Below are 20,244 nucleotides of genomic sequence, written 5' to 3' on the forward strand. Positions count from 1 at the left end.
CGTCCGCCCAATCCAGCGCTTCCAGCTTGGTCATAAAGCATTCAGCCCGCGAACGAAATTGATATCGGCAATTGTGACGATCGACCGCAACCAAGCTCTGGAAACTCCGTACTTTTCGGGAGTCGTATGCACGCGAGGCCGCACTGGATACCGAAACGGGAGACAATGCAGCCCATTTCTGATCGATTTCTCAAGATTTCCGCAGCGCGGCGAGTGCCCGATTCGGCGAGATCTACCGACGGTTGGCCGAATCAGCAGCCGCTCGCTTTCCCCGGGCCGCCACATCGACAGCCTCCCACGCCTGCCGCAGTTCCAGCAGGCTTTCGGTGATCCGCTGGAAATTCTCGCGCATGTGAGGTCGACCATAGGCCCGCAGCGCGGCCACGATCAGGGCGTTGTAGGTTCCGAACAACTGGTCGGCGACCGGTCCGCCGCGCGTGGAATCGAGGTGCAAGCTCAACCCGCGCAGGATCGCCGTTGCCCGGGTCAGGTGGGCATGCCCCTCCTCGAAGCGACGCACCTCCTGCGCTTGCACGGATTTCTGCAGGCAGGTGACCGCGCCGTTGAGCAGCATGATCACGGCCCGCAGCGGCGGAACCGCGACGGCCGTGCCGCGGTAGGCCTGACTTGCAAATTGCGCCATCGAACTCTGGGTCATCAGTTACTCGAACTCGAATTGAGGAGGGCTTTCAGATAGGTCAGCGTATTGTTGGCGCTCTCGATCGCGGCCTGGTACTTGGCGTATTGCGCCGTGAGCTGGGTCTGGAACGTCGCAGCCGAGCTCTTGATGTCGTTGACCTTGGCCTGCATCGTCTCGTCCTGGGACGTCAGATTGTCGATCAAAGTCTGCAACGAGCCGGTGCTGGACGATGCGGTCTTGGCGATCTGGTAGATCTGGGTTGCAAGCCCCTGGGTCGAGGTCACCGTGATCGATTGCGAGGTCGAGCCGGTATAGGTGAAAGCCATGCCGGCATAGATCGTCCCGGAATTGCCCACGATCGTGTTGCCGCTGACCGTGAACAGCGAACTGTCGCCACCGACGGATGCGGCCGAGAGATTCCCCGAGGCATCCACCGTCAGATCCAGGGTGAACGACTGCGGCGACGACCCGGTATTGACGACGCTGAGCTGGCTCGACGAGGTCTTGGTCTGCGCCGACAACAACGTCGTCACACCGCTCAAATTGGTGCTCAGGATCGTCGACAGCGTGCCCGTATCGAGTTCGAGTTCGTTCTTTTCGTTGAACGAGAGACCAAGGTCCGCCATCGTCAGCCCGCCGACGGACGTTCCGAGCACGGCCTGAAGCGAGTTCATGATGTCGCGCATGGTGCCGTCGCCGAACAGCACCGAGCTGGATGAGGCGGTTCCGTCGGAGTTGGTGGTCTGCTGCGCAATCACGGCATCGCGGAACGCATTGTAGTCGGTGACGAAGGTCTGCAGCGCCGACGAGATCTGGCTCGTATCGGCGCCGATGGTGACGGTCAGCGTCGTTCCGGAGGGTGTCGCCTGCAGCAGATCGAACGTGACGCCGCTGAGCACGTCGGTGATGTCGTTTGTGTTGCGGGTCAGGCTGATCCCATCGAGCGTGAACTCCGCGGCCTGGGCCGTCTGCAGCACCGTCGCGAAGGCTCCCGAGCTGTCGGTCACCCCGAGCTTGTTGAGGATGTCGTCCCCGGACGAGCTTGCATAGGTGATGTCGGCGGCATCCTGGGTCCCCGTCAGCACCAGTTGATAGGACCCGCTCGATACCTGGACGATCGACGCCTCGACATCGGTCGTGGAGGTCTGCGCGTTGATCGCGTCGACGACATCCTGCAGCGACATGCCGCTGGTGATGGTGATGTCGGCCGTGCTGCCTCCGGACAGGCCGAGCGAGAACGTGCCGGAATAGCCGAGGGCCGCGGTCTGGCTCGACTGCGTCGTGCCCGTCACCTTGTGCGCCGTGGCGACCTGGCCGATCGTCAGCGTGTGGCTGCCGGTCGCGGCTCCATTGCTCACCGACATCGACAGCGCCGATGAGGCGCTGACGTCGCCGGTCGCGCTGATGGTGGCGGCCCGCGTGGCGAAGGCGTTGGTCGCAAGCGAGTTCACCATCGATGTCGCCAGCGACGACAATCCCGATGACAGTGTCTTCAGTGCGGTCTGCAGCGTCTGGTACGCCGTGATCTTGGCCTCATTGGCGGTGATCTTGGTCGAGATCTGGGTCGCCTGGGTGAGCTTGGCATTGACGGCGGACTCGATCAGCGCGGTCCAGTCGATCGTGCTCGTGGTGCTCGTTCCCGACGTCGTGAGCGAGCTGCTCGAACTCGTCGATGATGAAGAAGACGATGTCGTGCTGCTCGTGCTCGAGGTTGCGCTGCTCACCGTCATCCGTCGTCGTCCTCCGAGGAAAAAGCCGGACCGGCGAGGCGCCGGCCCGGCAGATCACGGCTCAGCCCAGCAGCTTCAGGAGGTACTGCGGGATCTGGTTGGCGGCGGCTTCCGCCGATACCGCGGCCTGGGTCTTCACCTGCGCCGACGACAGCTTCGCCTGCTCCGAGGCGATGTCGACGTCCTTGATGGCGGAATTGGCCGATTGCAGGTTCTGCGTCTGCGTCGAGATCGAATCGGCCGAGAAGTTGAAGCGCGACTCCTGCGCGCCGATGTCGGCACGCGCCTTCGACACGGTGTCGATCGCGGTGTCGAGAGTGGTCAAGGCTGCGGTCGCGCCGGTCTGGGTGCTGACGTCGAGCGACGAGACGCCGAGCGTGCTCGCGGTGAGATCCGACAGCGTGATGTTGATGGTGTCGGACGCGGACGATCCGACCAGAACCGAGACGCCCGACGAGAACGTGCTGGTGCCGTCGAGCAGGCTCTGACCGCTGTAGCGCGTTCCGGTCGCGATCGACGAGATTTCGCTGATGAGCTGCGAGAATTCCGACTGGATGTAGGTGCGGCTGGTTCCGACCGTGGTGCCCGATGCGGACTCGGAGGCCAGCGACTTCATGCGCGCCAGGATGTCGCTGATGTTCGACGCGCCGCCATCCGCGGTCTGCAGGATCGACGTCGCCTGGGCGGCGTTGGTCGCGGCCTGCTGCAGCGTGGTGATGTCCGAGGAGATGCGCGTGGAAATGGCGAGACCGGCCGCGTCGTCCGAGGCCGACGTGATGCGCGAACCGCTCGACAGCTTGGAGAGCGAGCTCGTCTCCTGGTTGGAGTTGATGTTCAAGTAGCGGACGGCGGAGTTGGCGGCGATGTTGGTGGAAATTGCGGGCACGGTGAGGACTCCTGAGTGATCGGCAAAGCACGCCGCATCGTGGAAGGACTGACGGTGCGGATCGGCCCCGTCTGACCGATCAAACGGAAGCGCCTGCGGGAATCAGGCGGGAATTCTCCCGCGCCGGGAATTTTATGGTTAGCAATCGGTGAAGGCGCCGCGAATGTCGCGCTCGTGACGCCGCAGCATGTCGCGCAGATGCTGGCGACCCCGCTTCAACAGCGACTCCACGGCGGCCACTGTCGTGTCCATCACCTCGGCGATTTCGCCGTTGCTCATGTTCTCGTGATACGACAGGATCACGGCGATCCGTTGCTGCTCCGGAAGCCGCTGCATCGCTCCTTCCAGGAGGTCGCTGAGCTCCGCACGCTCGATGACGCTCACGGCATCCGGCTTGCCGTCCGCAACCTCGGGCACCACATCGACATTCTCGGTCCGCGGCTTGCGGCGGATGTCGATGCAGCGGTTGCTGACGACGCGATAGAGCCAGGTCGAGAATTTGGCACGGCCGTGCTGCCACCGCCCGCGATGAGTCCAGACCTTCAGCATCGTATCCTGAACGACGTCCTCGGCGTCGGCGGCATTGCCGACGATGCGCAACGCAATCGCATAGGCGCGGTCGATGTGGCGCTCGACGAGAAGGCGAAATGCGAGCTCCTCTCCGGTGGCCAGCCGGTCGAGCAGATCCTTGTCCTCGTCGAAGACCATGGTCTCGCCCGGCGGCGCAGAGTCTGGAACGGTGCTGACCGACTCGCTCGACGGCAGCACCACCGCGACGTCCGGGGACCCCGGCTCCTTCGAAGATACGCCATCGGCCGGGGCCCAGACGTCCAGCGCGTAGCTCATTTCCGCATCTCCAACCCGCAATGCCGAATGCGGCATTCGCAGACGGCTTCCGATCGTTGAACGCTGTGATCGAGAGAAGCAGGCGAAGATTCTTCGTGATTTTTCAGGTAGTTAGATGGAATGTTTTGCCTAGGGACAGGCAAATTCTGCCGCACGCGGATCGAGCGCTCGACGATCATTGAGAAGGAGAGGCCGATGTTCGGCATGGCGCGGGTTCATTCCGGAAGACGAGTTCAGCAGAAAACGCGGGCTGCAACGCTTACTAACAGCATCCCTGGATGCGGACCGCGCACACCAAATCTGCGGTCGATCAAGATCCGGAGTTCTTGCGAAACGATCATCTCGCCCGGCAATTTTTTCCGAATCACCTCGACGAAATTATCGCATTTTTCGACTCTGTCAGTTTCCGCAGACGCGATTTTTGAATCTCGTGACGATTTTTGCGACAAGGCGCGCCTGATCTGTCGTGCTCGTACGTTGTAGTTGCTGATGGAACGACAAATGAAGCGATCGACGTGATGCGTCGCGCGCCGACGACGCACGCGTAGGTGTCAATCGATGTCTGTAGCGTCACCGAATGTTGCTCAATGTTTCGATCGACGTCGACTTTCGTGAGTATCGTCGCGTTCGATATCTCAGCGCGAAGCGCGCGATCCGCGCCCGCGACTGCTTTTTAATGCCCGATTTCGTACTTCGGCGTCGACCAAGCGCTATCAGATCGAAAGCGAATGCCCGTACGTCTTCTTACGCATCCACGATGTTGATTCATCTGTGCGGGCTTCGCGCGGCGCGCCGGCAACATTGCGAAACGAAGTTCGCGTTTTCCGTGTCGAGAGCTTCGTCCTGCTCGCATCATCGCAAGTGACCGACGCCGGCGCATGCGTGATCGACGCGCCTGATTGGCCGACGTGGTCCGTTTGATTGTGCAGGAGGACCCGGCATGATGCGACAAGACCCGAAAGCCATCGACGACGACCCGACGCAAGCCTTGCGCGCTCGAGGCGTCAGGCTCGGTCAGCAGCAAGGTCTTCGTCTGCAGTGGCTGTCGCGGACATTCGGGCCGCTGGTTCACTGCGACGAACGTCCATCGCCTGGCCGCGGCCGCACGATCGTCCTGCTCGATCCGCCAACCGGCGCGGGTGCGGAGCTGCTGTACGGCACGCTGACCTCGCACGATGCCGTGGCGATCCCTTTCGGCGAAAACCCCGCGTTCGATTTCCTGAAATCCAAGTTGACGGCGTTCGGCACCGTCGGCACCTCGGCCGACGGTCCGCATGAATTGTGGTGGGGCGGCCGCGACTGGCCTGCTCCGGAGACGGCACCCGCAACTACGATGCGTGTCGTGTCCTGCCATCCGACGACGGTCGGCGACTTGCACGTCTATCATCTCAGACGCTCGCTGCAGCGGCTCGGGCTCCCATTCGACATCGAGGCGATCGATTGCCGCCCCGGCGAACGCCTGAGCGCTGCCGACAAGGCCGACTTCGTCGCGCGGATGTGGCAGCGGCACCGCGAGCCGCTGTTGTACGTCGAGGCGGACGTGATGTTTCAAGCCGCCCCGGGCCTTCCTCATCTGGCCGGCTGCGACTTCGCCGTCCATAAGTGGAACGGCTGGGAGATGTCGCCGCGCACTCTCTATTTCGGCCGCTCCAAGGCGGCCGAGACCATGCTGACGACCTGGCGCGAGATTGCCTCGTCATATCCCGATGTCTGGGACGGCTATCTGATCGACCAGGCCTGGAGTGCGGTGACGTCCCAGATCGCACTCGATACGGTCTGGCTTCCCCGCAGCTACCATGCCGTTGCAGGGGAAGCCGGAGTCGGCAACGCGACGATCGTCCACAATCTGAAGCCGACAAACGCTGATCTCGGCCCCGACCCGGACTTCGCCGAAGTGGCACGCTCGCCGCGGCGGGCGGGGCGCGTCGGCGCGCTGGAGTCGCTGCTCGTGGTGCGCTCGAAAGTAAAATCTGGCCGGGGCGTCACGGTCATCCTGCGCGATGTCGAAGGTAGCAGCGCGCGCGCAACGGCCGACAGCATCGAGCGGCTGACGAGCGCCTTCGTCGCCGATTGCGGCGGCTTTGGCCGCCTCGAGCTTTCGCTGTGCTCGTGGGCGCCGGAGGTTCGCATGGCGCGGCGGGCCGCTTTGCTGGCCGACAACATGGTACTCGAGATCGTCCCCGGTCAGGAGCTGCCGGCCGATCTGTTCGCGGCCACCGCCGCCTCGGAAGCCATGCGCCGGCCCGCCAGCTTCAACGCCCATCGCCACTGACGCCAGCCAGGACAAATCATGTTCGACACCATCATTCTTCTCACCGGCAGCCGTGACCAGCAGCTCGCGTTGTCCGAGCTCCTGCGGGCGCACAACGCTGCCCTCGCATTCCGCTGCGCGGTCAGCCTGCAGGACCTCGAAGCCATCGAACGCGACGTGCTCGGCAGATCCCGCCTGCTTGCGTTCACGACCGGCGTCGTCGTGCCTGCCGCCATCCTTCAGGCGCTCGGTTACGGCGCCTACAATTTTCATCCGGGCCCACCGGATTATCCCGGCTGGGCGCCGGCCCATTTCGCAATGTACGACGGTACGAAGCGCTTCGGCGCGACGGCCCACGCGATGGAGACCCGGGTCGACTGCGGCGCGATCGTCGGTGTCGAGCCGTTCGACATCCCCCAAGGCGTGGATGTCCGCGGCCTGGAGCAGATGGCGTTCGTGCGGCTCGCCTATCTGTTCTGGCGGATGTCGCGCGACCTCGCCTGCCAGGCCGGCCCGCTGCCGGCGCTCGGCACCGGTTGGAGCGGCACCAAGAGCACGAGGCAGATGTACGCCGCCCTATGCGACATGCCCGCCGACATCGATCGATCCGAGATGGCGCGCCGCATCCACGCCTTTCACGACGATTTCCGCGGCATTCCACTGACCGTCAACCTGCACGGCACACGGTTTCAGCTCATGCGCGCCGAGGCCGCCGTCGGCGAGCCGATGACGGTTGACGCGCCGGCGTTGGCGCTCGCGTCGTGACCTAACGCTTGAGCGGCTTGATCACGGTCTGGTCGAGCCGCGTTTCCCAGCCGTGACGTTCCAGCTCGGGATCGTCATGCTCCTCCTGCGGCCAGCCGACGCAGAGATACGCAATCAGGCTCCAGTCCGACGGCAATTCGAGCGCGCGACAGACAGCCTCCGGGTCCAGGATCGACACCCAGCCAACGCCGAGACCTTCCGCGCGCGCCGCCAGCCAGAACGTCTGGATCGCTGCGACCACCGAGTAGCGGAGCGTTTCCGGCATCGTGGCGCGGCCGAGACGATGCCCGGTGGCAGCGCCTTCGTCGGCACAGACGGCGAGATGGACCGGCGCCTGCGTCAAGCCTTCCAGCTTGAGGCTTGCATAGAGCGCGCGCCGCTCACCATCATAGCCGGCGAGCGCCGCCTGGTTCGCATGCTGGAAGTTCTCGATCAACGTCGCGCGGCGTTCGGCGCTCTCGACGAACACGAACCGCCAAGGCTGGCAGAAGCCGACGGACGGCGCGTAGGACGCGAGAGCGAGCAACTGCTCGATCAGCTCAAGGGAGACCGGATCGGCGCGGAAACGGCGGACGTCGCGACGCCAGCGCACCAGCTCGGCAAAGCGCTGCCGGAATGTCGCGTCGAACTGCGGAGGGCTTCGGCCTGGCTCGCTCATGCGCCCTCCCCGCTCAGGACGTGCAGGAACGATCCGGTCATCGACCCGCGCCGGGCGCCGCGCTCGGCGATGACGCCGCCCGAGGCATCGCGGCACGCGATCAGCGGATCGTCTGCCTCGCTCAGGATGGTTGCATAATGGAATTCGTGGCCGTGAACGACGGCCCCTCTCGGGCCGAGGCTGCAGTCGACCAAGAGCGTCGCTTGACGATAGCCGAGATGCAGGCGGCGTCGCGCGAACGACGTTTCCAGTGACAGCAGCCCAGCCATCGCATGCCGGACACCATGGGCATCTTCGAGTCCCGCGCCTAGCGTCATGTAGCCGCCGCACTCGCCGTGGATCGGCACGCCGCGCGAGGCCATCGCGCGCAACGCGTCGAGGAACGACCGCGCCGAGGCCAGCCGTCCCGCATGCAATTCGGGATAGCCGCCTGGCAGCCACACCGCGTCGGCTGCTGGATCAGGAGCCTCGTCGTTCAACGGCGAGAACGGGATGGTCTCCGCGCCCTGAGCGCGCCAGTGCCGCAGCAGATGCGGATAGCTGAACGAGAAGGCCGCATCTGATGCGAGCGCGATGCGCTGTCCGGGCGGTTTGATGCCGAGGCTGGAGCTCAGCGCGGCGAGGCCAGGCGCCCGAATCGGATTTGCGAGAGCAAGCACCGCGTCGAGATCGACCGACCCGGACACGCTTGCCGCAAGACGCTCGAGATGGGCCTCGATGGCCGTGATCTCCTGGGCCTGGACCAGCCCGAGATGGCGTTCGGGCAAGGTCAGTTGCGCGTCCCGCGCCAGCGCGCCGAGCACCTCGATTCCGACGGTCGCAAACGCCGGCTCGATGAGCGCCCGGTGCCGCTCGCTCGCGACCCGATTGAGGATCACCCCGGCCACGTGGACATCGTCGCGAAAACGCGCGCAGCCGAGCGCGACGGCGGCGGCCGTCTCGGTCTGCCCGCTGACATCGAGAACGAGCACGACCGGCCAGCCGGTCAGGGCTGCAAGATCTGCGGCCGAGCCCCTGCCCGCGCGCCCGGGATGCGACGCGCCATCGAACAGGCCCATGACGCCCTCGACGATGGCGATATCGGCGTCGGCGGCGACGCCGCAGGCAAGCCCGAGCAGCTGCGGCGCGGACATCGCCCAGCTGTCGAGATTGTAGCTCGTCCGTTGTGCCGCAGCCGTGTGATAGGCGAGATCGATATAGTCCGGGCCGCATTTGAAGGGTTGCACGCGCGCGCCGCGCCGGCTGAGTGCACGCAACAGCCCGAGCGTGACGGTCGTCTTGCCGGCGCCCGAACGCGGCGCGGCGATGATGATTCCGCTGGGCGCCGCCGTGCTCATGGCCGTAACGCCGCCGAGGCATGGCAAAATGTGCTATGCGAACCGACATGATGGACATCGCGGATCCGCCGAACCGACCGCTGAAGCGTGGCTGGACGACCGGCAGCTGCGCCACGGCTGCGGCGCGCGCCGCCTACGAGCTGCTGATCACGGGCAACTGTCCTGCCATGGTCGAGATCGCCCTGCCTGGCGGACGTCGCGTCGGCTTTGCGATCGCGATGCATGAGGCCGACGGCATCAAGGCCACCGCGGGCGTGGTCAAGGACGCCGGCGACGATCCTGACGTCACGCATGGTGCGCTGGTCAGAGCAACCTTGCGGCGCGGTGCAGACAATTCCGGCGTGACGTTCCGCGCCGGCCCCGGCGTCGGCACCGTGACACGACCGGGATTGCCGCTGCCGCCGGGAGAGCCTGCGATCAATCCGGTGCCGCGCGAGATGATCACGGCGGCGATTGGCGAAGCCTCGGCAAAGCTCGGTGCGACAGGCGACGTGGCCGTCGAGATCTCCATTCCCGGCGGCGAGGAGCTCGCCAGAAAGACGCTCAACCCGCGGCTCGGCATCGTCGGCGGCCTGTCGATCCTCGGCACCACGGGAATCGTGGTGCCGTTCAGCTGTGCTGCCTGGATCCACTCCATCTATCGCGGCATCGACGTCGCGCGCGCGGCCGGCCTGCCGCACATCGCCGGCGCGACGGGAAGCACATCCGAGAAGGCCGTACAGCGGCTCCATGGCCTGCCGGAGACGGCGCTGATCGACATGGGCGATTTCGCCGGCGGCATGCTGAAATATCTGCGACGGCATCCGGTCGCTCGCGTCACCGTGGCCGGCGGCTTCGCCAAGATGACCAAGCTCGGCCAGGGCCTGCTCGACCTGCATTCGCGCGCCGGCGAGGTCGATCTCGGCTGGCTGGCGAACACGCTGCATGACGCGGGTGCGCCGGCCACGCTGGTCACGAGCGCACGCACGGCCAACACCGCGCTGCAGGTGCTGCAGGAGTCCCAGCGGGTCGGGTTTCCTGCCGGAGAGGTGGTCGCGCTCGCCGCCTGGACGACGGCGCGGCGTGCGCTGGGCGACAACGACATGGCCCTCGACATCGCCGTGTTCGACCGCGACGGCCGGCTGGTCGGACAAAGTCATGGACCGGCTCACTCCCCTCTCCCGCGGAAGCGCCGCTGATAGTCGGCATCGTACAGCGCGCTGTTGCGAAAATCCTCGGTTGCGAGTGCGCGGCCCACCAGGATCAGCGCGGTCCGCTCCACGGCGGAAGCCGCGGCCTGGCCGACGATGGTCGCCAGCGTGCCGGTCAGGACCAGCTGGTCCGGCCAGCTCGCGCGATAGACGATCGCGACCGGACAGTCGTCACCGTAATGCGGCCGCAGCTCCTCGACGACCTTGTCGAGAACGTGGATCGAGAGATGGATGGCGAGCGTGGCGCGCGACTGCGCGAACAGCGAAAGCTGCTCCGTGTCCGGCATGGCCGACGCGCGGCCGGAGGTCCGCGTGAGCACCACCGATTGGGCTAATCCCGGCAAGGTCAATTCGCGGCCAAGCGCGGCCGCCGCCGCCGCGAACGACGGCACACCGGGTGTGATCGTGTAGGGAATCCGCAATGCATCCAGGCGCCGCAATTGCTCGCCGAGCGCGCTCCAGATCGAGAGATCGCCGGAATGCAGCCGCGCCACGTCGTCGCCCGCGAGCGTGGCGCGTTCGATCTCGGCCACGATCTCGTCGAGCGACATCGGTGCTGTGTCGACGATACGTGCGCCGGGCGGGCAATGATCGAGCAGCGCGCGAGGGACCAGCGAGCCCGCATAGAGACATACCGGACAGCGCGCGATCAGGTCACGGCCGCGCAAGGTGATCAGGTCCGGGGCGCCGGGACCGGCGCCGATGAAGTGCACCGTCATGGCGCACGCTCCGCATCGATGGCCGCCTCGCCCTCCGCCAGCGCGCAGGTCGCTACGGCGTTTGCGACGCGCGCCAGGACCAGCCGGGCATTCGCGCCGGCGGCAGCCAGCGCCGCCGTCTCGGCGACCGAAGGTACACCCTTCAGGCGCCTGACGCGATCGCTTCGCGTGATCGCGCGATCGGCGACAGCCGCCATGTCAGCAGAGGCCACTCCGACGAGCGGGCGGCCAAGCCGGCGCGCGGCGCTGATCACGCCGGGTTCGCTGACCTTGTCCGCCGCTGTGGCGAGCACCGCCACGTCTGCCGGGGCGAGGCGTGCAAGCGAGAGCGCCTGTGCGATCACCGCCTCGATGTCTGCGACGCTGGCGGCACGCCGGCAACCGATTCCGAGCGCGATCATGGTTTCGTCACCCGCCACTGCGTGATCGGCAGGGCCTGCCGCCAGCCGTGCATGCGGCCGACCGGCTCGATGCGCGAAACCGCGATGCGGATCAGTTCACCGCCATGCTGGCCGAACAACGCGCTCAGCCGCGCCTCGCCTTCGAGCGACACCACGTTGGCGACGAGGCGGCCGCCGGGTTTCAGCCGCGACCAGACGGCTTCGAACACACCCATTTCCGAAATGCCGCCGCCGATGAAGACCGCATCGGGCGCTTCCAGATCCGCCAGCACCGCCGGCGCGCGTCCCATCACCACCTTCAGCTCGGGAGTGCCGAGCGCCAGCGCGTTGCGCATCGCCCGGCCGGCCCGGTCCTGCCGCGCCTCGATCCCGATCGCGCGCAGCGAGCCGTGCCGCAGCAGCCACTCGATTGCCACCGCGCCCGAGCCCAGCCCGACGTCCCACAGCAGTTCGCCTGGACGCGGCGCCAAGGCCGACAACGTCACGGCGCGAACGTCACGCTTGGTCAACTGGCCGTCATGCTCGAACAGGTCATCGGCAAGACCGGCGGTCAGCGGGATCACGGGCGCATCAACCTCCGCGTCGACCTCGATCGCGATCGTCGTCAGCGGATGGATATCGGAGAGATCGAACGCGTCAGCTGGCGCGCCTCGCACCCGCTCGTGTGGGCCGCCGATCGCTTCCAGCACCGTCAGGCGCGAACGTCCCATGCGGCGCGAGGTCAGCAGCGCGGCGAGCCTTGCGGCAGTGGATCCATCCCAGGCCAGCGCCAGAATGCGCGCCCCCGGCGCAAGATGGCGGATGATCCCTTCCAGCGGGCGGCCGTGCAGCGTCACCTGCGCCACGTCCTGCAGCGGCCAGCCGAGCCGTGCCGCCGCGAGGCTGAAGGCCGAGGGCTGCGGGACGCACAACATCTCGGCGGGCGCGAAACGCTGCATCAGCTGCTTGCCGACGCCGTAGTTGAAAGGATCGCCGCTTGCGAGAACGACGACGGGCTCTCCCCGTCGCGCCGCGATCTGATCGAACGCGAGCTTCAACGGGCTGGGCCAAGCCAGCCGTTCCCCCGCGATCAACGGCGCGGCAAGCTCGAGATGGCGCGCGCCTCCGACCACGAGCGCCGCCTGCGCGATGAGACGTCGTGCGGACGTCGAGAGACCGCCAACACCATCCTCGCCAATACCGACGATGGACAGCCAGCGCTGCGCGTTGCAAGTTGCGGCCGAGTTCACCATGGATACTGCCCCGCATGCGTATTCTCATTCTTGGCGGGACGACCGAGGCTTCGGAGCTGGCGCGGCTGCTCGCCGGCGACGACCGGTTCGCAGCGACGCTGTCGCTCGCCGGCCGCACCGCCGCGCCCAGACCGCAGCCGCTGCCGACGCGCATCGGCGGCTTCGGCGGCATCGCCGGACTGGAAGCCTGGCTGCGGGATCATGCGATCGACGCCGTCATCGATGCCACGCATCCCTACGCCGACCAGATCTCGCGCCATGCGGTTGCAGGCTGCCATGCGCTGTCGGTGCCGCTGGCGTCGATCCGGCGCGTGGCCTGGCAACGCCAGGCCGGCGACCGCTGGATCGAGGTCGGCAGTGCCGACGACGCGGCTTCCGCGCTCGGAACGGATCCGGCGCGTGTATTCCTCAGTCTTGGCCGCCTGGAGCTCGCAGCCTTCGCAGCAGCCCCGCAGCACCACTACGTCGCGCGAACCATCGACCCGCCTGGCGACGTCGCGTTGCCGCCCGACATTCGCTTCGTCCACGATCGCGGGCCGTTCGACGAGCCGACAGAGCAAGCCTTTCTGACCCAAGAGCGCATCGCCTTTGTGGTATCGAAGAACTCCGGAGGCGCGGCCACGTATCCGAAGATCGCAGCCGCGCGGCGGCTCGCGATTCCCGTGGTGATGATCGCAAGACCCGACAAGCCGCATGGCATCGCGCTGGACGGCGCGCGAGCCGCATTGCAGTGGCTGGAGGCACAACTGACTCATGCGCCGCCCTCGACCTCACGGCGCAGCGTATAGACAAACGGCGACTTTCCCTCGCGCGCGATCAGGCGCGTGGCGGTCGATCCGATCAGCACGAGCGTGCGCATGTCCGCCTTGCCGGGATCGACCTCGCCCAAGGTGGTGATGATCCGCCCGACATCACCACTGCCCGCGGCCCGCACCATGACCACGACGGTCGAAGCCGGCTTGATCTGGCGCAGCAGCGCGAACGCCTCGCCCAGCTGATGAGGCCGCGCCTTGGACAGCGGATTATAGAGCGCAATGACGAAATCGGCCGCGGCGGCCGCCTCGAGGCGGCGACGGATGGTCGTCCAGCTCTTGAGATTGTCGGACAGCGAGATCGCGCAGAAGTCGCCGCCGAGCGGCGCCCCGACCTCAGCCGCGGCCGCCAGCATGGCGGTGACGCCAGGCTCGACGCGGATGTCGAGGTCGCGCCAAGCCGGCGGTCCCGCCTCGACCGCCTCGAACACCGCCGCGGCCATCGCGAACACGCCGGGATCACCGCCCGACACCACCACGACCTGCTTGCCGTCGCGTGCGAGCGCCAGTGCGTGGCGCGCACGGTCGAGCTCGACGCGATTGTCGCTGGCGTGCCGGATCTGGCCCGGACTCGTCGAGGTCACCCTGTCGAGATACGGTCCATAGCCGATCAGATCGGTCGCGCTTGCGATGGCGGCCGCGGCGGCGGGCGTGATCAATTCGGCCCGCCCCGGGCCGACGCCCACGATGGTCAGCGTGCCCGTCATAGCCGTCGCCCCTGCCCGGGGATCAGGATCATCGAGAAATAGGGACCGCGGTCCAGCTCCACCTCGGCCAGCGGCGCGACGCGCTGCGCCTCCATCGTGCCGCGCTCGACATAGAGCGCGCGATCGAGCAATCCGGCGCTGATGATCGCGCGCTTCACCTTGGCGAGGTTGCGCCCGACCTTCATGATCACGGCAGCCTCGCAACGCGTCAGCCGATCATGCAGGACGTCCTCGCCCAACGTGCCCGGCAGCACCGAGAGGACGTCGTCGCCCCAGGTGATCGGAACATTGGCCTTTGTCCAGCAGCCGGACATGCCGGTGACGCCCGGCACCACCTCGACCGGATGATCGTGCTCCAGTCGCCGCCACATATGCATGAACGAGCCGTAGAAGAACGGATCGCCTTCCGACAGCAGACCGACCGATCGCCCCGCCGCCAGATGCGCGGTGATCCTGTCCGACGCGCGCCGATAGAAATCGGCGATCTCTGACTGATAGGACGGGTCGGCGACGGGCAGTTCCTCCGTGACCGGATATTCGAGCCGCAGCTCGTGGCGGCCGGCTTCCATCAAGGGCGTCACGATCCGCCGCGCGTTGCCTTCCATGCCGCGCTTGGCAAAGAACGCCACCACATCGACGGACCGGACCAGGCCGGCGGCACGCAAGGTCAGATAGCGAACGTCGCCCGGACCGACGCCGATGCCGTACAGCGTGCCGGGATGAGCCGAGCCCGCGATGGTGTCTAAGAGGCTCATTCGACGTCGCTCGCGATGGCATTCACCGCCGCGACCGCCATCGCGCTGCCGCCCTTGCGGCCCTTCACGATCAGATACGGCACCCGGCCATCGGCCGCGAGCGCCTCCTTGGACTCCCGCGCTCCAACGAACCCAACCGCCGTCCCGATCACCGCAGCCGGTCGCGGCGCGCCCTGATCGAGCATGTCGAGCAGATGAAACAACGACGTCGGCGCATTGCCGATCGCCACCAGCGCGCCGCCGAGATGCGGCCGCCACAGCTCCAGCGCCGCGGCGGATCGGGTGGTCCCAAGCTTCGCGGCAAGCGCGGGCACCTCGGGTGCCTCGAGCGTGCAGATGATCTCGTTCTTCTCCCGCAGCCGCGCCCGCGTGATCCCCTGCGCCACCATCTTGGCATCGCACAGGATCGGCGCGCCGCCATCGAGCGCCGCCCGCGCCTCCGCGGCGAAATGTTCGGACATCGCGATGTCGGAGGTGATCTCGACCATGCCGCAGGCATGGACGATGCGCACGGCGATCTTCTCTTCCAGTCCCTGGAAGCGCGACAGGTCGGCCTCGGCGCGGATGGTCGCGAACGAGCGGCGGTAGATCTCCGCGCCGTCCTTGATGTAGTCGCGGAGCTCAGACATCGGCCTTTTCTTTCGTTTCGAACAACCCGTCGCCGTCGATCTCGGCGGGATCGAGCATGCCGCAGGGCTCGCTCTTCACCGTGCCGTGGCGGACGATGTGATAACCTTTGGCCTCGCCGACCAGCACGATGTCGGCAGCCGCCGACCGTGCACAGCCCTTGGCGCAGCCGGAGACGTGCAGCGTGCCGTTGAATCCCGTCCGGGCCATCGCATCGGCGATCATGCGGGCATGCTGCCGCGTCGCCAATTCCGTGGACGGACAGCAGCCGGCGCCCGAGCAGGCGTCGATGCGCATCAGTGGATCGGCGTCGTCGACGACCAGGCCGAGCCGGGCTGCGTCCGCCACCAATTGCCCTGCACTCACGGCGCCCGCGACGACATATAGCGCGCGCCATGGTGACAGGCGGACCTCGGCGACATCATGTGCCGCGAGCACGGCCGTAAGCCGCGCCAGCGCGTCGCTATCGATGCGGCCGAACGGCACGCCGAGACCGACGGCGCAGGTTTGATCCGTGAGAGCAATGACGCCGCAATGTCGCTGCCCCATGGCGGCTGACGGTGGCGCGATGTCGGAAACGTCAAGGTTCAGCTCTGCGCTGACCGCGGCGATCGCGGACGGCGGCAACGTCGCGGAGCGGCGCGTGGGGCTAAGTTGCAGCACCAGCCGCGCGAGGTGAACGGCCGTCGATGCCGCGTCGATCACGGCTGTCGTTCCGAGCCACACGGGATCATCGGAACCCGCAATGCCGACGGCGACACGCCTCCCCCGAGTGCCGCCACAGGCGACGAGACGAACATCCGCGGCGAGCTCCGTCAGCGGCAGCCGGCCGCCGCCGTCCAGCGCAAAGCCGAACTTGGGCGGCAGCGCATGGAGCGTCTGATCCGAGGCCAGCAACGTCTCCAGCTCGGCCGCGACGGGTCGCATGTCGGCCCGTTCGGCCGGGTCGTGTCCCGCCAGCGGATTGACGACGATGTTGCGGATGGCTTCGCGCTCGGCGCTGTCATCGAGCAGGCCGAGTGATGCCATCAGCTCCCACAGAGGCACGAGCGTCTCGGACGATACGCCACGTATCTGCAGATTGGCGCGGCGCGTGAGGTCGATCTCGCCGTTGCCGTAACGCCGCGCGGCCTCGGCAAGCTCGCGCAGCGTCGACACCGGCAGCGCGCCGCCATGCGGCCGGACGCGAACGATCAACCCGTCGCCGCTCGGCATCGGACGCCGCGCGCCCGGACACCAGCCCTTGATCTCGACCGCGGCGCTCACGACACGCTCTCCTTTTGCGTGAGGCGCGCGCGAGCCTGCACGATCTCGTCAGCGACCGCATTGCGGCGCGGCACCCAAAGCCGCCGGCGCAGCGCATCCTCGAACCGCGAGACGATCGCGGCGACGGCCGCAGGATTGCGCGCGACCATGCCGTCCAGCACAGCTTCGTCACGCAGCAGCGCGCCATGCGCCAGATCGAACAGGTGCTCGGCGACGGCATCGGAGGTGGCCGCAAAGGCATAGAGCGCGTCGACGCCCTGCGCGATCTCGGCCACGCCGCGATAGCCGTGAGCGAGCATTCCGTTGATCCACCGCGGATTGGCGAGACGGCCGCGGACCACGCGGGCAATCTCCTCGCTGAAGCTCCGCGCCGTCGGCGCCTCCGGACGGCTGGTGTCGAGATGCAGCAGCGCGGGCGACGCGCCAAGCGACGCTGCGGCGGCGGCAAAACCTCCGGCGAAATCGGCGACCTCCTCGCCATCGAGCAGGTCGCGCTCACGATCGTCCTGCGGATGCACGAGGGCATCGGCGCTGCGGACGCGGGCGCGAAACGTGTCGGAGGCCGACACGCCGTCATGCGCTCCGCCGAAACTGTAAGCGGTGCTCTCAAGATACGCCTCGCCGAGCTGCGACCGGCTCGTCCAGTCCATCCCGAGCGCGAGATCGGCGGCAACGGCGCCGTAGCTGCCGGGCGCGCCGCCGAACACGCGCGCCAGGCTCTCGCCACGCCGCCGGGCCGCGGCCAGCGGATTGTCGGCATCGTCCTCGTCGAGCGCCGCCACCTTCTGCACGGCGAGATCGAACAGCGCGATCTGCGCTTCGAACAGGTCGCGGAACAGCCCCGAGATCCGCAGCGTCGCATCGATGCGCGGGCGATCGAGCATCGCCAACGGCAGCACATCGACGCCCGTGACGCGATTGGAGTTGAGATCCCAGCGCGGCCGCACGCCGAGATAAGCCAAGGCCTGGGCCAGATCGTCACCGCCGGTACGCAGCGATGCTGACGCCCAGAGATCGAGCATGAGCGCGCGCGGATAGTCGCCATGGTCCTGCAGATAGCGCCGGATCACCTCGTCGGCGGCGCGCTGGCCAACCAGAGCCGCAGTGCGGGTCGGAATCGCGCGCGGGTCGATCGCGGTCAGATTGCGGCCCGTGGGCAGCACGTCGAGACGGCCGCGGCTCGGCGCGCCGGCGGGACCGGCGGCGACGCGCCGGCCATCGAGCGCGGCGAGCAACGCGCTGCGCTCGGCCGCCGCGCTCCCGTCAATCCGGGCTGCGATGTCGGCGCGATCGATAGTTGCTGCCGCCTGTCCCGCGGCCGCAATGATCGCATCGGCCAACAGGCCGGTCGCCGCCGTGTCGGGCGCCTGCCCGAACACGTGCAGGCGGTCACGCACCGCGAGCTCCTTGATGTCGCAGAGCTGCGCATCGAGCTGCGCGATCGCCTCGCGTCCGGCCATGGCACGGTCGAGCCCGCAATCGGCGGCCAAGCCGCTCTGCCAGGCCCGCGCGACGATCTCCTCCTCGAGCAGCTTCAAGCGGCGTTTGTCGAGACCATCCGCCTCGGCATACTCCTCGACCAGCCCCTCCAGCTCCAGCAAGGGTCCGTGCAGGCCGGCATGCGACAGCGGCGGCGTCAGATGCCCGAGCGTCAGTGCCGACAACCGCCGCTTGGCCTGCATCGCTTCGCCGGGATTGTTGACGATGAAGGGATAGATCACCGGCAACGGGCCCAGCACGGCCTCCGGCCAGCACACGTTCGACAGCGCCAGCGCCTTGCCCGGCAGCCATTCCAGCGTGCCATGCGCACCCAGATGAATCAGCGCATCGATCCGCTCGGCCTCACGAAGATGCGCGTAGAGCGCGACGAAAGCGTGCCGCGGCGGCACGCTGGTGTCGTGATAGCCGGACTTGCGGTCGGCGCGATGGCCACGATCCGGCTGCAACAAAATCAGAAGTTTTCCTGTACGCAGCACCGGGAAACGGAACGCGCCATCCCGGAATGCCGGGTCGACATCCGCCTCTCCCCAGGTATCGTGCAAGGCGCGCTGCAGATCATCCGGCAACAGCGCCAGCGCGGACCGATAGGTCGCGAGCGGCACGACGAGCTCATCTGCCTGGTCCCGCAGCAGCGCTTCGATGTCGTCGGCGATCGGCGCTGCGCGGCCGATGTCGTACCCGCTGTCCGCCAACAGCCGCGCGATCGCGGCCGCGCTTGCGCTGGTGTCGAGACCGACCGCATAGCCGCGGCGGCCGCCGCGCGCCGGATAATCGGACAGCATCAGCACCACGCGCCGTTCGCTGGCCGGCAGCGCGCGCAATTGCGCCCATCGCGCCGCGAGCCGGGCGACGTAAGCAATACGGTCCTGTTGAGGCACATAACGCATCGCGCTGAACTGCAGACGCTCGTCCGCCGGCGCCTCACCCTTGAACGCAATCGGGCGCGCCAGCAGCCGGCCGTCGAGCTCCGGCAGCACGACATTCATCGCAAGGTCCGTCGGCGACAGTCCACGCGCCGAGGAAGCCCACGCGTCCTCGGTGCTCTGCGCCTGGATGATCTGCAGAACCGGCGCGTCCGCGAGGTCGAGCGCCGTTGTGCCGTCCTCACGCTGCGCCGAGAACGCGGTCGCGTTCAAGATGACCGCAGGACGCCGGTGCCGGACCAGTCGCGCCAGCGCATCGCCGATGCTGGGATCCTTCAGGCTGGTCACCGCGACCGCGACCGCCGCCAGCCCTTCGGCTTCGATCGAACGCATCAATTCCGCAATCCCGGCCGTATCGGCGGCGAGCAGGCTCGCACGGTAGAACACGATCAGCGCGCTCGGCCGTGCATCATCGTGGCTGCAGAGGTCATCGATGCCGACCGCGCCGCGGTCGCGCGTAAAGCCGACGATCGGACCGATCGCGATCGGCTCGGCAAACGGCGCGTCACGGCCAAGCAGGCGCGCGAGATAACGCAGCGCCTCGCGCGCATTGCCGACGCCGCCCTCGTGCAGATAGCCGTAAAGCCGCGACGTCGCGTCGTGCGGCAAGGTCGAGAGCGCATCGAGCCGGTCGTCGGCGCGATCATCGCCCGGCAGCGCCGCGAACAGAATGTTGCTGCTGCGGCAGGTCGACGCGATGCGCTCCAGCCCGTAGCGCCAATAGTCGAGCCCACCGAGACAACGCACGACGACGGCGCGCGCCCCGAGCACGACGCGGTCGACATAGAGATCGACCGACATCGGATGCTTCAGCCGCTTCAGGCTGGCGAGGCGCAGGCTGGGCAGCTCGGTCGACGTCGCGGTCCAGGCTTCGGCCAACGCCGACAGGTCGGTGTCCGAGAACGACAGCACGACGATCTCGGCCGGCGACTGCGCAAGATCCACGGCCTGTTCGAGGTCGTCGAGATCCCCGCCCGTTGTCGCCAGCAGGTGCATCGG

At 67.3% G+C, this 20,244-nt stretch carries 19 protein-coding genes; 4 read left to right on the forward strand and 15 right to left on the reverse strand.

The window, feature by feature from the left end:
- Window positions 1-232 precede the first annotated feature (232 nt).
- The 5 genes from QX128_RS23310 to QX128_RS23330 all read right to left on the reverse strand — a co-directional run bounded on the left by QX128_RS23310 (window position 233) and on the right by QX128_RS23330 (window position 4,308).
- Window positions 233-658, reverse strand: coding sequence for a flagellar export chaperone FliS (locus tag QX128_RS23310; RefSeq protein ID WP_316182785.1), 426 nt, complete (start codon window positions 656-658; stop codon window positions 233-235).
- Entirely contained in the window at window positions 658-2,370 is a 1,713-nt protein-coding gene (fliD, locus tag QX128_RS23315; protein WP_316182784.1) for a flagellar filament capping protein FliD, read from the reverse strand. Before fliD ends, QX128_RS23310 begins: the two co-directional genes overlap by 1 nt.
- 61 nt (window positions 2,371-2,431) lie before the next feature.
- Window positions 2,432-3,256 carry a flagellin gene (locus tag QX128_RS23320; RefSeq protein WP_315805143.1) on the reverse strand — a complete coding sequence of 275 codons (825 nt, stop codon included), beginning with the start codon at window positions 3,254-3,256 and terminating at the stop codon, window positions 2,432-2,434.
- A gap of 138 nt (window positions 3,257-3,394) precedes the next feature.
- Window positions 3,395-4,102, reverse strand: a complete 708-nt coding sequence (locus QX128_RS23325) for an RNA polymerase sigma factor (protein WP_315805142.1) — start codon at window positions 4,100-4,102, stop codon at window positions 3,395-3,397.
- A complete protein-coding gene (locus QX128_RS23330) occupies window positions 4,099-4,308 on the reverse strand; it encodes a hypothetical protein (protein WP_316238636.1) in 210 nt (69 codons plus the stop codon). The genes QX128_RS23325 and QX128_RS23330 overlap by 4 nt, the downstream gene beginning before the upstream one ends.
- 734 nt (window positions 4,309-5,042) lie before the next feature.
- On the opposite strand from QX128_RS23330, the gene QX128_RS23335 reads away from it, so the two are divergent.
- Window positions 5,043-6,374, forward strand: a complete 1,332-nt coding sequence (locus QX128_RS23335) for a hypothetical protein (RefSeq protein ID WP_316218474.1) — start codon at window positions 5,043-5,045, stop codon at window positions 6,372-6,374.
- 18 nt (window positions 6,375-6,392) lie between these two features.
- Window positions 6,393-7,118 (forward strand): formyltransferase family protein, encoded by a 726-nt coding sequence (locus QX128_RS23340; RefSeq protein ID WP_316238637.1) that lies wholly within the window; start codon window positions 6,393-6,395, stop codon window positions 7,116-7,118.
- A gap of 1 nt (window position 7,119) precedes the next feature.
- On the opposite strand, the gene bluB is transcribed toward QX128_RS23340, so the two are convergent.
- Together bluB and QX128_RS23350 are read right to left on the reverse strand one after the other, a co-directional pair.
- On the reverse strand, window positions 7,120-7,776 hold the full coding sequence (bluB, locus tag QX128_RS23345; RefSeq protein ID WP_316238638.1) for a 5,6-dimethylbenzimidazole synthase: 657 nt from the start codon (window positions 7,774-7,776) through the stop codon (window positions 7,120-7,122).
- Window positions 7,773-9,113: a cobyrinate a,c-diamide synthase gene (locus tag QX128_RS23350; protein WP_316238639.1), complete on the reverse strand. Its 1,341-nt coding sequence runs from the start codon at window positions 9,111-9,113 to the stop codon at window positions 7,773-7,775. The genes bluB and QX128_RS23350 overlap by 4 nt, the downstream gene beginning before the upstream one ends.
- Before the next feature lie 47 nt (window positions 9,114-9,160).
- Here QX128_RS23350 and QX128_RS23355 point away from each other — a divergent pair, with 47 nt between their 5' ends.
- Window positions 9,161-10,291 (forward strand): cobalt-precorrin-5B (C(1))-methyltransferase, encoded by a 1,131-nt coding sequence (locus QX128_RS23355; protein ID WP_316182778.1) that lies wholly within the window; start codon window positions 9,161-9,163, stop codon window positions 10,289-10,291.
- Here the strand turns inward: QX128_RS23355 and cobM are convergent.
- Genes cobM through cbiE form a run of 3 tightly spaced genes read right to left on the reverse strand, consistent with a single transcriptional unit; the run spans window position 10,261 to window position 12,655 of the window.
- Window positions 10,261-11,022 carry a precorrin-4 C(11)-methyltransferase gene (gene cobM / locus QX128_RS23360; RefSeq protein WP_316218478.1) on the reverse strand — a complete coding sequence of 254 codons (762 nt, stop codon included), beginning with the start codon at window positions 11,020-11,022 and terminating at the stop codon, window positions 10,261-10,263. The genes QX128_RS23355 and cobM overlap by 31 nt on opposite strands.
- A complete protein-coding gene (locus tag QX128_RS23365; RefSeq protein ID WP_316238640.1) occupies window positions 11,019-11,423 on the reverse strand; it encodes a cobalamin biosynthesis protein in 405 nt (134 codons plus the stop codon). The genes cobM and QX128_RS23365 overlap by 4 nt, the downstream gene beginning before the upstream one ends.
- Entirely contained in the window at window positions 11,420-12,655 is a 1,236-nt protein-coding gene (gene cbiE / locus QX128_RS23370) for a precorrin-6y C5,15-methyltransferase (decarboxylating) subunit CbiE (protein ID WP_316238641.1), read from the reverse strand. The genes QX128_RS23365 and cbiE overlap by 4 nt, the downstream gene beginning before the upstream one ends.
- A gap of 14 nt (window positions 12,656-12,669) precedes the next feature.
- On the opposite strand from cbiE, the gene QX128_RS23375 reads away from it, so the two are divergent.
- A complete protein-coding gene (locus QX128_RS23375; RefSeq protein ID WP_316238642.1) occupies window positions 12,670-13,443 on the forward strand; it encodes a cobalt-precorrin-6A reductase in 774 nt (257 codons plus the stop codon).
- Here QX128_RS23375 and cobJ read toward each other — a convergent pair.
- Genes cobJ through cobN form a run of 5 tightly spaced genes read right to left on the reverse strand, consistent with a single transcriptional unit; the run spans window position 13,407 to window position 20,241 of the window.
- Entirely contained in the window at window positions 13,407-14,174 is a 768-nt protein-coding gene (gene cobJ / locus QX128_RS23380) for a precorrin-3B C(17)-methyltransferase (protein ID WP_316238643.1), read from the reverse strand. The genes QX128_RS23375 and cobJ overlap by 37 nt on opposite strands.
- The gene (locus tag QX128_RS23385) at window positions 14,171-14,929 is read right to left on the reverse strand and encodes a precorrin-2 C(20)-methyltransferase (RefSeq protein WP_316238644.1); all 759 of its coding nucleotides are present in this window, start codon (window positions 14,927-14,929) and stop codon (window positions 14,171-14,173) included. Before QX128_RS23385 ends, cobJ begins: the two co-directional genes overlap by 4 nt.
- On the reverse strand, window positions 14,926-15,558 hold the full coding sequence (locus QX128_RS23390; RefSeq protein WP_315805129.1) for a precorrin-8X methylmutase: 633 nt from the start codon (window positions 15,556-15,558) through the stop codon (window positions 14,926-14,928). Before QX128_RS23390 ends, QX128_RS23385 begins: the two co-directional genes overlap by 4 nt.
- Window positions 15,551-16,822, reverse strand: a complete 1,272-nt coding sequence (cobG, locus tag QX128_RS23395; RefSeq protein ID WP_316182771.1) for a precorrin-3B synthase — start codon at window positions 16,820-16,822, stop codon at window positions 15,551-15,553. Before cobG ends, QX128_RS23390 begins: the two co-directional genes overlap by 8 nt.
- Window positions 16,819-20,241, reverse strand: coding sequence for a cobaltochelatase subunit CobN (cobN, locus tag QX128_RS23400; RefSeq protein ID WP_316238645.1), 3,423 nt, complete (start codon window positions 20,239-20,241; stop codon window positions 16,819-16,821). The genes cobG and cobN overlap by 4 nt, the downstream gene beginning before the upstream one ends.
- Window positions 20,242-20,244: the final 3 nt, after the last annotated feature.

Source organism: Bradyrhizobium sp. SZCCHNR1015 (genome assembly GCF_032489875.1).
Classification (GTDB): domain Bacteria; phylum Pseudomonadota; class Alphaproteobacteria; order Rhizobiales; family Xanthobacteraceae; genus Bradyrhizobium.